The sequence below is a fragment of the Klebsiella sp. PL-2018 genome, from assembly GCF_019048985.1.
In the GTDB taxonomy this organism is placed as follows: Bacteria; Pseudomonadota; Gammaproteobacteria; order Enterobacterales; family Enterobacteriaceae; genus Klebsiella; species Klebsiella michiganensis.
Genome location: NZ_CP077673.1, coordinates 5,344,711 through 5,356,733 on the forward strand (window position 1 = coordinate 5,344,711; position 12,023 = coordinate 5,356,733).

The window sequence follows — 12,023 nt, forward strand, 5'->3', positions numbered from 1 at the left end:
TCACATCTGCCGTGTCAGTGGGAGCGCATTATAGGGATCCCATTTTTTTGCACAAGCCTTTTTTCGATCTTTTTTTCCAAATGATGGTTTTTCAGCCGCTTCGCGGCGTTCTTGCTCAATTCGCTCAATTTTTACCACAATAAGGGGTTGCAGACGGCCAGAAAAGCAACCAAAGTCTCTGCACTCCCTTCGTTTATTGAGGTAACCATGACCACCAGCTTGCGTCGTTATAAAGATTTATTCCCTAAAACGGGCCTACGCGTGATGATCGACAGCAGCAGCGTGGTGATCGGCGATGTCAGAATAGCTGACGATGTCAGTATCTGGCCTCTGGTCGCCATTCGCGGTGATGTGAACTATGTGGAAATAGGCGCCCGCACTAACATTCAGGACGGTAGCGTCTTACATGTCACGCATAAGTCTTCATCTAATCCACACGGCAATCCACTTATCATTGGCGATGATGTTACCGTCGGTCATAAGGTGATGCTACACGGCTGCACTATTGGTAACCGGGTCCTGGTCGGTATGGGTTCGATTTTGTTGGATGGCGTGATTGTTGAAGACGATATAATGATTGGGGCTGGCAGTCTGGTGCCTCAGAACAAACGTCTCAAGAGTGGCTATCTTTACTTTGGTAACCCGGTAAAACAGATACGCCCCCTGACAGAGGCGGAAATTGCCGGGCTACAATATTCAGCGAACAACTATGTAAAGTGGAAAGGTGATTACCTGGCTCAGGAAAACCAGATCCAACCTTGAGCATCTTCTTGCTGGTCGAGAATGAGATCCTGGGCTTCATCTTCCAGATCCCAGCGATGTTCACGAAAAGCGGCCAGCCATTGCGCCGGCTCTTCACCGCCAAAACGCTTCTTGAGCACCGTTAGCGTTAAGGCGCAGGTAAGCTGCATGCCGTTAACTAATGCAGGAAAAGCGATACATTGACGCGCTTCATCCCATACCTCTCTGTCTGGAAACTGAATTGCCTGGTTCATGCATTCAGTTCCTTCTGCAAAGCCGCAATGACTGGCGTAATTTCTGGCAGAACGCCGTGCCACAACAGCACCGCATGAGCAGCCTGCGCCACCAGCATTCCCAACCCATCAGCGCATTTTGTCGCACCGTGTTGCTGGCATAAGGATAAAAATGGCGTACTACCTTTCTGGTAAAACATGTCATAACAACAGACATGGGGATTTATTAAGGTAACAGGGATCGCGGGAACACCGCCGTCAATACCGCTGGATGTCGCATTAATAATGAGATCAAATTCCTGACCGCCTAATGCTTCTATATCCAAAGCGCGGACGCTGCCGGTATGAGCAAAAAGCGTAGCCAGTTCATGGGCGCGAGAATAGGTACGATTAACAATAGTCACGGCACAATCCAGCGACAGGAGAGGAAGCAAAACGCCGCGTGAAGCCCCACCTGCGCCAATAAGCAATACCCGGAATCCTGGTTTAATAAAACCCAGCCGTTCCAGATCGCTCAGTAGTCCAATACCATCGGTATTGTCCCCCAGCAGGCGGCCATCCTCCAACCGTTTAAGCGTATTGACCGCACCGGCCAGCGCTGCACGTTCGGTTAGCTCATCTGCTCGCGCGAAGGCCTCTTCTTTAAAAGGCACGGTGACGTTCGCTCCCTTACCGCCTTCATTAAAGAAGGTATCGAGCGTCGTAACGAAATCATCGAGCGGAGCCAGGATACGGCCATAGGGATGCGTAATTTGCAACTGCTGAGCAAAAAGCCGATGAATAGATGGCGACTTGCTATGGGCAATAGGGTGTCCGAAGACGGCATAAGTTTCCATGAGTTACCCCTGGCGGAAGAGTTCGCCCGTCAAGGCATCACGTATTTCAGATGGGTTTTGACGCCCTCCCGTAGCCCCGTCAACGACCGGGAAATCAGCGCCAAACTGCGCATAAACTTCTGCCGTCGTGCGGCAAGGAGGCTGGCCAGACAAATTTGCGCTGGTTGAAACCAGCGGTTTTCCGTAAGCATTACACAGTTTGACCACCAGCGGATGATCCGTGACTCGCACAGCCAGTGAATTGAAGCGCCCCGTCAACCAACGCGGCGTTGAAGCGCAAGCGGGGAAGACAAATGTCACAGGCCCTGGCCAGCAAGAAAAAATCGTCTCCAGCTGCTCATCGCTAAGTTGCGTATCGTCAATATAGGGTTTGAGTTGCTCGAAGTTCGCCGCAATCAGGATCAGCCCCTTTTCAACGGGACGCTGTTTAAGTGCAAGCAGGCTCATGACGGCCTTTTCGCTATCGGGATCGCAACCGACGCCAAAAACGGCTTCTGTTGGATAGGCGATGACATGTTCATTATTCAGAAGCGCCACAGCACGTACGATGGCTTCTGAGGGCAGGTTATTATTCACAGATTTATTCCGCCGGTATCGGCTTTCCACATTGTTTGCTGGCACAGAAGCGTTTAACGCCCTGCGCCGTTTTCTTTTCGATTAGCAACGGGTAATGACACTCTGGACACTCGCCCGCCACTGGCCTGAAGTTTATGACGAACTGGCAATCGGGGTAACGATCGCAGGAATGGAAGTTTTTTCCAAAACGTGAGCGGCGCTGAACCAAATGCCCTTGCCCGCACTGTGGGCATGCAATTGCGGTTTCATCCGGCTTATCGATAAGTTCAGTATGTTCGCAATCTGGATAGCTGCTACAACCGATAAACATACCAAAACGCCCCTGGCGTAGTACCAGCACTGCGCCGCAAGACGGGCACGTTTGCCCCTCCAGAACTTTGACAATATGTCCGTCCGCCTGATTTTTCAGGGGCCGGACATAGTCACAGTCAGGATAATGCGAGCAGCCGAGAAAAGGCCCGTGTTTCCCGGAGCGTATTACCAGTTCAGCCCCACACTGCGGGCAGGGTTCGTTTTTACGCACCGAGAACAGCGCTGTTTTGGTCATAACAATTCTAATGTCGCAGCAAAAAAGTTAGTGCAGCATACCTTCATTTACTTCAAAGAGTAATTCTTCCATTTGCTGGTAGGCATTTTCGCAACCGGGAATATTGAACAGCACCATCAGGATCACCCATTTGAGATCTTCCAGATCGAACTCTGCCGTATCCAGCGCCAGTACACGCTCAATCACCATTTCCCGTGTTTCGAGGTTCAACACCTGAATTTGCTCAAGGAATAATAAGAATCCCCGGCAGCTTGCATCAAGACGCTGGCACTCCTCGTCGGTGTAGACTCGTAACGAGAGTGGGTCAGAAGCAAGCTGCATTGGCGCAACAAGCCCCTCCTGGTAATCAGCCAGTTTCTCCAGCCACATCAGGGCGTTATAGATATCTTCTCGTTCAAAACCGGCATCGGTCAGATCCCGAGTCAGCTTGTCCTGATCCACGCGCATTTCTGCTTCGTTATGGATGTAAGTTTCAAACAGATACATCAGTACGTCGAACATGGCTTGCCCTCCTTAATCGGACATAGCCGCCGGGTACAGCTGCGATCCAGCCTGCTAACTCCAGTTCTAGTAGCTGGGCTACGGTTACTGGCACAGATTGGCCGGCACGTTCAGCGACAACGTCAACAGGTGTTACCTCATCTCCTACGTTAGCCAGGAGCTCTGGAAATGGCAATGCTACAGAAGGCCGATTACCGCAATTATTTGCGTCATCTGGTTCAGGAAGAACATATGGCAGCTCATCCCGCCAGTATTCGACGATGTCTTCCGGGGCTGTCACGGGAATCGCGCCCTGCTTGATAAGCCAGTGGGGACCTTCTGAACCCGGGCTGCCAATCGGCCCTGGCAGGGCAAACACATCCCTTCCCTGCTCCAGAGCATAACGAACCGTCACTAATGAGCCGCTTTTCAGGGCCGCCTCAATAACCAACACGCCGGCACTTAGCCCGCTGATAATCCGGTTACGGCGAGGAAAGTTGCCCGGCAGGGGCGGGGTAAACAGCGGAAACTCCGAAATGATGGCGCCGCAGCTGTTAGTAATCTGCTCCGCTAACGCCTGATGACGGCGAGGATAGATCTCTCTTAAGCCATTCCCTAAAACAGCAACCGTTCTACCTTTCCCTTCCAGCGCACCACGATGAGCAATTCCATCAATGCCAAGGGCCAGGCCGCTCGTGATCGTAATACCATAACGTGCTAAAGCTTCGCTAAAGAGTTTCCCCCAACGAGCGCCATACCATGAATGCGCCCGGCTCCCAATGACGGACAGCTGCCGGCTGCTCAGTAGCGCAGGGTCTCCACATACTAAAAGAGCGCAAGGAAAGTCGACAATCGCCCGCAGCTGGGGTGGGTAAAGCGGATCTTCGGCAGTCAGTAGATAGCAATTTGGTCGCTCCAGCCATTGCAGCGTGGCATCTATCTCGCATTGGTTAACGCTGAGGAAATGCTTCGATTGCGCCAGACTCAAGCCACAGGCTCGCAAATCTTCTCGACCTAACGTCGCAGATGCACATAGCTGACGGGCGGCACTGACAGCACTCTCGCCATACAGGCTGCTCACCCTCATCAAACGTAACCAAATTTCCCTGGGCGTCATCCCTATCCCCCTGCCACAAGCGACTTTAACAATCTTTGCGATTGGACAGCGAGACTGTCAATTGCAGGGGGTTTTGTCTAGAATAGAGGTAATAATCTTTCCAACTCCTGAACACAACTCTGGATAACTATGTCAGTTTTGCAAGTGTTACATATTCCGGACGAGCGCCTTCGCAAAGTCGCAAAGCCGGTAGAAGAAGTAAATGCAGAAATTCAGCGTATCGTCGATGATATGTTCGAGACGATGTATGCTGAAGAAGGTATCGGTCTGGCCGCAACGCAGGTGGATATTCACCAGCGAATTATTGTTATTGATGTATCAGAAAATCGTGAAGAGCAGCTGGTATTAATTAACCCTGAGCTGCTGGAAAAAAGCGGAGAAACAGGCATTGAAGAGGGCTGCCTCTCTATTCCTGAACAGCGTGCTTTAGTGCCGCGTGCAGAAAAAGTGAAAATCCGCGCGCTCGATCGCGAAGGCAAACCTTTTGAGCTTGAAGCCGACGGTCTGCTGGCCATCTGCATTCAGCACGAGATGGATCACCTCGTCGGTAAGCTGTTCATCGATTACCTGTCACCGCTCAAGCAACAACGCATTCGTCAAAAAGTTGAGAAACTTGACCGCCTGAATGCTCGAGCTTAAGGACGAGAATAAACGTGTCAGACTCACTACGTATTATTTTTGCCGGCACCCCTGACTTTGCAGCACGTCATCTCGACGCGCTGCTGTCCTCTGGACACAACGTTGTTGGCGTCTTCACCCAACCGGACCGTCCGGCAGGTCGTGGTAAAAAACTCATGCCCAGCCCGGTGAAAGTTCTTGCTGAAGAAAAAGGCATACCGGTATTCCAGCCAGCTTCACTACGTCCGCAGGAAAATCAGCAGCTCGTCTCCGATCTGCGTGCAGACGTCATGGTCGTCGTAGCCTATGGGCTCCTTCTACCAAAAGCCGTGCTGGATATGCCGCGCCTGGGCTGCATTAACGTTCACGGTTCGTTGCTTCCGCGCTGGCGCGGCGCGGCGCCCATTCAGCGTTCGCTGTGGGCTGGCGATACCGAGACCGGTGTCACCATCATGCAGATGGATGTCGGTCTCGATACGGGTGATATGCTCTATAAACTTGCGTGCCCAATCACGGCCGAAGACACCAGCGGAACGCTGTACGACAAGCTGGCTAACCTGGGGCCGCAGGGGCTGATCGAAACCCTCAAGCAGCTTGCTGCAGGTACCGCGAAACCGGTTGTACAGGATGAAGCGCTGGTTACCCATGCGCAAAAACTCAGCAAAGAAGAAGCGCGTATCGACTGGTCTCTTCCAGCCGCTCAGTTAGAACGCTGCATTCGCGCCTTTAACCCGTGGCCAATGAGCTGGATAGAAATTGATGGCCAGCCGGTAAAAGTCTGGCAGGCGTCGGTTATCGATGTGGCCACAACAGCCGAACCGGGGACCATCATTGAAGCGACAAAACAGGGGATTCAGGTGGCGACCAGCGACGGCGTGCTGAATTTACTCTCGCTACAGCCTGCCGGGAAAAAAGCAATGAGTGCTCAGGATCTATTAAACTCGCGGCGGGAATGGTTCGCTCCTGGCAACCGTCTGGTCTGACGCGCCCTTCTTAATACGCCCGGTGTTGCCGGGCATTTTTATTTTGTGCTTATGAAAAAACAACTCAATTTACGCAGCCTGGCAGCGCAGGCCGTTGAACAGGTTCTCGAACAAGGGCAATCCCTGAGCAACGTTCTGCCCCCGCTGCAACAAAAAGTATCCGATAAAGACAAAGCGCTGCTTCAGGAACTCTGCTTTGGCGTGCTACGTACCCTTTCCCAGTTAGATTGGCTGATCGGCAAGCTCATGTCCCGGCCGATGACGGGTAAACAGCGTGTTGTGCACTACCTCATTATGGTGGGCATTTACCAACTGCTGTACACGCGGATTCCTCCTCATGCTGCATTGGCGGAAACGGTTGAAGGCGCAGTAGCAATTAAGCGCCCGCAGCTCAAAGGGTTGATTAACGGCGTATTGCGCCAGTTTCAGCGCCAGCAGGAAGAACTGTTATCTGAATTTTCTCGTAGCGAAATTCGCTTTTTACACCCCTCCTGGTTGTTGAAACGTCTGCAGAAAGCCTATCCAGCACAGTGGGAAGCGATCGTGGAAGCAAACAACCAGCGCCCGCCAATGTGGTTGCGCGTAAACCGTGTCCACCATCCGCGCGACGGCTGGCTGGCACTGCTGGAAGAGGCGGGAATGAAAGGTTTTACTCATCCTGCTTACCCTGACGCTGTGCGCATGGAAACACCGGTGCCGGTCCACGCATTGCCGGGGTTTGAAGAGGGTTGGGTTACCGTTCAGGATGCCTCCGCTCAGGGCTGCATCACATTTCTTGATCCAAAAAACGGCGAGCAAATTCTGGATCTGTGCGCGGCACCGGGGGGTAAAACCACGCATATTCTCGAAGCGGCGCCCGAAGCACAGGTGCTGGCCGTCGATGTTGATGAGCAGCGACTCTCCCGCGTCTATGACAACCTGAAGCGTCTGGGCATGAAGGCCACCGTTAAACAAGGTGATGGCCGTTATCCAGCCCAATGGTGTGGAGAGCAGCAGTTCGATCGTATTCTGCTGGACGCCCCTTGTTCCGCCACCGGCGTCATTCGCCGTCATCCGGATATCAAGTGGCTGCGCCGGGATCGTGATATCGCGGAACTGGCCCAGCTGCAGTCTGAAATTCTGGATGCCGTATGGCCGCATTTGAAAACTGGTGGGACTCTGGTTTACGCAACGTGTTCGGTATTGCCGGAAGAGAACAGCCAGCAAATTAAAGCCTTCCTGCTGCGTACTGCGGATGCGGTTCTCAGCGAAACCGGCAGCGCAGATTTGCCGGGCCAGCAAAATTTGCCAGGTGCTGAAGAAGGTGACGGCTTCTTTTACGCTAAGCTAATCAAAAAGTAATGAGATAACGAGTCGCGACTGATGAAAATTATCATATTGGGCGCAGGGCAGGTCGGCGGAACTCTGGCAGAAAACCTTGTCGGAGAGAACAACGATATTACGCTGGTAGACACGAATGGCGACCGCCTTCGCAGTCTTCAGGACAAATTTGATCTCAGAGTGGTTCAGGGCCACGGCTCGCATCCACGCGTGCTGCGTGAGGCGGGTGCGGATGACGCTGATATGCTGGTCGCAGTGACCAGCTCAGATGAAACGAATATGGTGGCCTGCCAGGTCGCCTATTCGCTGTTTAATACCCCAAATCGTATTGCTCGCATCCGCTCCCCGGATTATGTGCGTGATGCCGATAAACTTTTCCACTCAGAAGCGGTTCCTATTGACCACCTCATCGCGCCAGAGCAGCTGGTCATTGACAGCATTCACCGCCTGATTGAGTATCCAGGCGCGCTGCAGGTTGTCAATTTTGCCGAAGGAAAAGTAAGCCTGGCAGTCGTTAAAGCCTATTATGGCGGTCCTTTAGTGGGAAACGCACTTTCAACTATGCGCGAACATATGCCGCATATTGACACACGCGTAGCCGCTATCTTCCGCCACGATCGCCCCATCAGGCCACAAGGTTCAACCATTGTTGAAGCCGGTGATGAAGTGTTTTTCATCGCCGCTTCGCAGCATATTCGCGCCGTCATGAGCGAACTTCAGCGCCTCGAAAAGCCGTATAAGCGCATCATGCTGGTTGGCGGCGGAAACATTGGCGCCGGGCTCGCCCATAAGCTGGAGAAAGATTACAGCGTCAAACTGATTGAACGTAATCAACAGCGTGCCGCAGAGCTTGCAGAGAAGCTGCAAAATACGATCGTCTTCTACGGCGATGCTTCAGATCAAGAATTGCTGGCTGAGGAACATATCGATCAAGTTGATCTTTTCATTGCCGTCACCAACGATGATGAAGCCAATATTATGTCTGCCATGCTCGCAAAGCGCATGGGGGCCAAAAAGGTGATGGTGCTGATCCAGCGTCGTGCCTACGTCGATCTTGTCCAGGGGAGCGTGATCGACATTGCAATATCACCGCAGCAGGCAACCATCTCTGCACTGCTCAGCCATGTGCGTAAAGCCGATATTGTCGGCGTTTCCTCCCTACGCCGAGGTGTCGCAGAGGCTATTGAAGCTGTCGCGCACGGAGATGAAAGTACTTCGCGGGTGGTTGGACGCGCTATTGATGAGATTAAGCTTCCCCCCGGAACAATTATTGGCGCCGTTGTACGCGGTAATGATGTCATGATAGCGAATAACAATCTGCGTATTGAGCAAGGGGATCATGTCGTTATGTTCCTGACTGACAAAAAATTCATCTCAGACGTCGAAAGACTATTCCAGCCAAGTCCTTTCTTTTTGTAGTTCGCAGGCGTCGACAAGACGCCTTTCTTTTATCCCTTATATATCAAAGGATAATTTTTTTCTGCAATTATTTCGTGGTAATGGAAAATAGTAATACATTTGTTAAACTTATCAGTGTCAGCTGGCTCAAGGAGAATAAAATGAGTTTTTTAAAAGAATTTCGCGAATTTGCGATGCGCGGGAATGTGGTTGATTTGGCAGTCGGTGTCATCATTGGTGCAGCATTTGGTAAAATCGTATCGTCGTTAGTTGCCGATATTATTATGCCGCCGCTAGGCTTACTCATTGGCGGAATCGACTTTAAACAGTTTGCCGTGACGCTACGGGATGCCCAGGGCGACATCCCGGCGGTCGTCATGCATTACGGCGTATTCATTCAGAACGTGTTCGATTTTATTATCGTGGCGTTTGCTATTTTTATGGCAATCAAACTGATGAATAAACTGAACAGGAAAAAGGAAGAGGCCCCGGCAGCACCACCGGCGCCAACCAAAGAAGAAGTCCTGCTTAGCGAAATTCGTGACCTGCTGAAAGAACAAAACAATCGTTCTTAAGAAGCCTTAAAAGCAGAAGGCCAGTGGTAAAAAAGTCATTTACTTTCTTGCCACTGGCCTCCCGACCATTCTGTCCCGCATGTTTTTCTTTTCTTTGGTAGCTACCTTTCCCTTTCTTGTTCTTCTCAATTCGCTGCCTGAATAACGGGTCATGAAGTAGTGCCTCAATGGCGTTATCTTTTATTTGCCCTTTAGTATGCTGATAGCGGCTCATAAGCTCTCCAGATATGTAATAGAAATCGGCGTGAGTGTAGACGCGTCTGATGAAAAAATCAACGTGCTGGATTATGACTGCTGGCGCCCTGCTCCAGTGCTTCAAGAATTGAGCAATAGACGCTGCTGTGCGCTGTTCCGCAGCAAGCATCATTGAGGCGCTGCAAAGAACGACGCATGGCTTGTAACTCTTTAATCCGGGATTCCACTTCACTTAAACGAGCCTGCACAATGCCTTTAGATTCCTGACAGGTATGATGTTCCGGATCGATGCGGATCGAGAGAAGTTCGCGGATCGATTCCAGCGTAAAACCAAGCTGCCTGGCATAGCGAATAAAACGCAGCCTCTGTAGATCGTTATCCGAATAGAGACGAAATCCACCTTCAGTGCGCACGTTATGATCCATCATCTGCTGTTTTTCATAATAGCGGATGGTATCGGGAGTAACGTCAGCCAATTTAGCCAGTTCACCTATGCGGTACATGATTACTCCTCATTAATCTTTTGCAGCAACTTATCCGCGTAATCCCCACGCAGAAAGTCAGTGTTCAAGCCCGCCTGCCGCAGCTTTAACTCGAGCAGCGCCAGACGACGACTCAGCTCAGCATAGCGGGGATCGCTCTCCTGAACGCCTTTAAGTAAGTCATTGAGCATCACGGCTTCTTTACGATATTCAAGTTCGGGAGGTAAACAACCCGCATTCTTGAGTAATCGATAGCCTGCGCGTAGCTCAGGCGGCACATGCGAGTCATCGTCCAGAGTCAGTGGCTCCCCACTTCCCGGCAGGTTATCAAACTCACCTTTGTGCTGTGCATCAAGAATATGGCGTTCTGCCCACTGATCCAGTAACCACATCATAAGGCTCCGGGGATGAACAAAAATAATGCAGATATTGTAAACAAGCAGGAATAGGGAGGATATAAAAAAACCCGCCGGAGCGGGTTTTTTTACGTTACTACAGATTACTCTGCAGCAGCTTCTGCTTTCGATTCAGAGCGATCAACCAGCTCGATGTATGCCATCGGCGCGTTGTCGCCTGCACGGAAGCCACACTTCAGAATACGAGTGTAACCACCGGCGCGGCTCGCGAAACGCGGGCCCAGCTCGTTAAACAGTTTTGCCACGATCTCGTTATCACGAGTACGGGCGAATGCCAGACGACGATTAGCAACGCTATCAGTCTTGGCAAGAGTAATCAGCGGCTCAACTACGCGACGCAGTTCTTTCGCTTTCGGCAGGGTCGTCTTGATGATTTCATGACGAACCAGCGAACCAGCCATGTTACGGAACATAGCCTGGCGATGGCTGCTGTTGCGGTTCAGTTGACGACCACTCTTACGATGGCGCATGACCTTATCCTTCTCAGTAAAACCTTAACCTGTGATCCGGTTACTCGTCAGCAATGCTTGCCGGTGGCCAGTTTTCCAGGCGCATGCCCAGAGACAAACCACGTGAAGCCAGCACGTCTTTAATCTCAGTAAGAGATTTTTTACCCAGGTTCGGCGTTTTCAGCAACTCAACCTCGGTACGCTGTACCAGATCACCGATATAGTGGATAGCTTCTGCCTTAAGGCAGTTAGCAGAGCGGACAGTCAATTCGAGATCGTCAACAGGGCGCAGCAGGATCGGATCGAATTCTGGTTTCTCTTCTTTCACTTCCGGCTGACGTACATCACGTAAATCAACGAAAGCTTCCAGTTGTTCTGCCAGGATGGTTGCCGCACGACGAATCGCCTCTTCAGGATCGATTGTGCCGTTGGTTTCCATTTCGATGACCAGCTTGTCCAGGTCGGTACGCTGTTCTACACGCGCTGCTTCAACATTGTAGGCAATACGCTCTACAGGGCTGTAGCATGCGTCGACCAGCAGACGGCCGATTGGGCGCTCATCTTCTTCCGAATGAATTCGGGCAGAAGCCGGCACATAACCGCGACCGCGCTGAACTTTGATACGCATGCTAATAGCTGCGTTCTCATCGGTCAGGTGGCAGATCACATGTTGCGGCTTGACGATTTCGACATCACCGTCATGGGTAATGTCGGCTGCGGTCACAGGGCCAATGCCAGATTTGTTCAAAGTAAGGATAACTTCATCTTTACCCTGAACTCTCACCGCCAGCCCTTTCAGGTTGAGCAGGATTTCAAGGATATCTTCCTGAACGCCTTCTTTGGTGCTGTACTCATGAAGTACACCATCAATCTCAACCTCGGTCACCGCGCAACCCGGCATCGATGAGAGCAGAATACGGCGCAGTGCGTTACCAAGAGTATGGCCAAAGCCACGCTCTAAAGGTTCAAGGGTCACCTTGGCGTGCGTCGAACTCACTTGCTCGATATCGACCAGGCGCGGTTTTAGAAACTCTGTCACAGAACCCTGCATTGTGTC

General features: G+C 51.6%; 17 protein-coding genes. 6 read left to right on the forward strand and 11 right to left on the reverse strand.

From position 1 onward, the window contains the following. Positions 1-207 precede the first annotated feature (207 nt). Positions 208-762 carry a gamma carbonic anhydrase family protein gene (locus MKleb_RS25205; RefSeq protein ID WP_014839658.1) on the forward strand — a complete coding sequence of 185 codons (555 nt, stop codon included), beginning with the start codon at positions 208-210 and terminating at the stop codon, positions 760-762. Here the strand turns inward: MKleb_RS25205 and MKleb_RS25210 are convergent. Genes MKleb_RS25210 through dprA form a run of 6 tightly spaced genes read right to left on the reverse strand, consistent with a single transcriptional unit; the run spans position 738 to position 4,530 of the window. Next, positions 738-995, reverse strand: a complete 258-nt coding sequence (locus MKleb_RS25210; RefSeq protein ID WP_014227027.1) for a DUF1488 family protein — start codon at positions 993-995, stop codon at positions 738-740. The two genes, MKleb_RS25205 and MKleb_RS25210, sit on opposite strands and share 25 nt — an antisense overlap. Then, complete coding sequence (gene aroE, locus MKleb_RS25215; RefSeq protein ID WP_014227028.1) at positions 992-1,810, reverse strand: shikimate dehydrogenase; 819 nt, start codon at positions 1,808-1,810, stop codon at positions 992-994. Before aroE ends, MKleb_RS25210 begins: the two co-directional genes overlap by 4 nt. A 3-nt stretch (positions 1,811-1,813) precedes the next feature. Then, entirely contained in the window at positions 1,814-2,386 is a 573-nt protein-coding gene (gene tsaC, locus MKleb_RS25220) for an L-threonylcarbamoyladenylate synthase type 1 TsaC (RefSeq protein WP_163586447.1), read from the reverse strand. A 4-nt stretch (positions 2,387-2,390) separates the two neighbouring features. Continuing rightward, the gene (locus tag MKleb_RS25225; protein ID WP_014227029.1) at positions 2,391-2,933 is read right to left on the reverse strand and encodes a DNA topoisomerase family protein; all 543 of its coding nucleotides are present in this window, start codon (positions 2,931-2,933) and stop codon (positions 2,391-2,393) included. 27 nt (positions 2,934-2,960) lie between these two features. After that, positions 2,961-3,434 (reverse strand): DUF494 family protein Smg, encoded by a 474-nt coding sequence (smg, locus tag MKleb_RS25230; RefSeq protein ID WP_004125874.1) that lies wholly within the window; start codon positions 3,432-3,434, stop codon positions 2,961-2,963. After that, a complete protein-coding gene (gene dprA / locus MKleb_RS25235) occupies positions 3,406-4,530 on the reverse strand; it encodes a DNA-protecting protein DprA (protein WP_025107518.1) in 1,125 nt (374 codons plus the stop codon). The genes smg and dprA overlap by 29 nt, the downstream gene beginning before the upstream one ends. A 129-nt stretch (positions 4,531-4,659) precedes the next feature. Here dprA and def point away from each other — a divergent pair, with 129 nt between their 5' ends. The 5 genes from def (at position 4,660) to mscL (ending at position 9,424) form a co-directional block, all read left to right on the forward strand. Then, a complete protein-coding gene (def, locus tag MKleb_RS25240; RefSeq protein ID WP_004854751.1) occupies positions 4,660-5,169 on the forward strand; it encodes a peptide deformylase in 510 nt (169 codons plus the stop codon). Positions 5,170-5,183: 14 nt separating this feature from the next. Continuing rightward, a complete protein-coding gene (fmt, locus tag MKleb_RS25245; RefSeq protein WP_025107519.1) occupies positions 5,184-6,131 on the forward strand; it encodes a methionyl-tRNA formyltransferase in 948 nt (315 codons plus the stop codon). Between the two features lie 51 nt (positions 6,132-6,182). Beyond that, on the forward strand, positions 6,183-7,472 hold the full coding sequence (gene rsmB, locus MKleb_RS25250) for a 16S rRNA (cytosine(967)-C(5))-methyltransferase RsmB (protein WP_064375828.1): 1,290 nt from the start codon (positions 6,183-6,185) through the stop codon (positions 7,470-7,472). Positions 7,473-7,493: 21 nt separating this feature from the next. Further along, complete coding sequence (gene trkA / locus MKleb_RS25255; protein WP_004125888.1) at positions 7,494-8,870, forward strand: Trk system potassium transporter TrkA; 1,377 nt, start codon at positions 7,494-7,496, stop codon at positions 8,868-8,870. 140 nt (positions 8,871-9,010) lie between these two features. Beyond that, positions 9,011-9,424, forward strand: coding sequence for a large-conductance mechanosensitive channel protein MscL (gene mscL / locus MKleb_RS25260; RefSeq protein WP_004106310.1), 414 nt, complete (start codon positions 9,011-9,013; stop codon positions 9,422-9,424). On the opposite strand, the gene MKleb_RS25265 is transcribed toward mscL, so the two are convergent. From MKleb_RS25265 to MKleb_RS25285, 5 genes are all read right to left on the reverse strand, one after another. Next, entirely contained in the window at positions 9,378-9,638 is a 261-nt protein-coding gene (locus MKleb_RS25265; RefSeq protein WP_025107521.1) for an alternative ribosome-rescue factor A, read from the reverse strand. The genes mscL and MKleb_RS25265 overlap by 47 nt on opposite strands. A gap of 58 nt (positions 9,639-9,696) precedes the next feature. Continuing rightward, positions 9,697-10,122 (reverse strand): Zn(2+)-responsive transcriptional regulator, encoded by a 426-nt coding sequence (gene zntR, locus MKleb_RS25270; protein WP_014227035.1) that lies wholly within the window; start codon positions 10,120-10,122, stop codon positions 9,697-9,699. Between the two features lie 2 nt (positions 10,123-10,124). Then, positions 10,125-10,493, reverse strand: a complete 369-nt coding sequence (locus tag MKleb_RS25275; RefSeq protein WP_025107522.1) for a DnaJ family domain-containing protein — start codon at positions 10,491-10,493, stop codon at positions 10,125-10,127. A gap of 107 nt (positions 10,494-10,600) precedes the next feature. Beyond that, positions 10,601-10,987, reverse strand: coding sequence for a 50S ribosomal protein L17 (gene rplQ, locus MKleb_RS25280; protein ID WP_001216372.1), 387 nt, complete (start codon positions 10,985-10,987; stop codon positions 10,601-10,603). A gap of 40 nt (positions 10,988-11,027) precedes the next feature. Continuing rightward, positions 11,028-12,017: a DNA-directed RNA polymerase subunit alpha gene (locus tag MKleb_RS25285; protein ID WP_002919219.1), complete on the reverse strand. Its 990-nt coding sequence runs from the start codon at positions 12,015-12,017 to the stop codon at positions 11,028-11,030. Between the last annotated feature and the right edge of the window lie 6 nt (positions 12,018-12,023).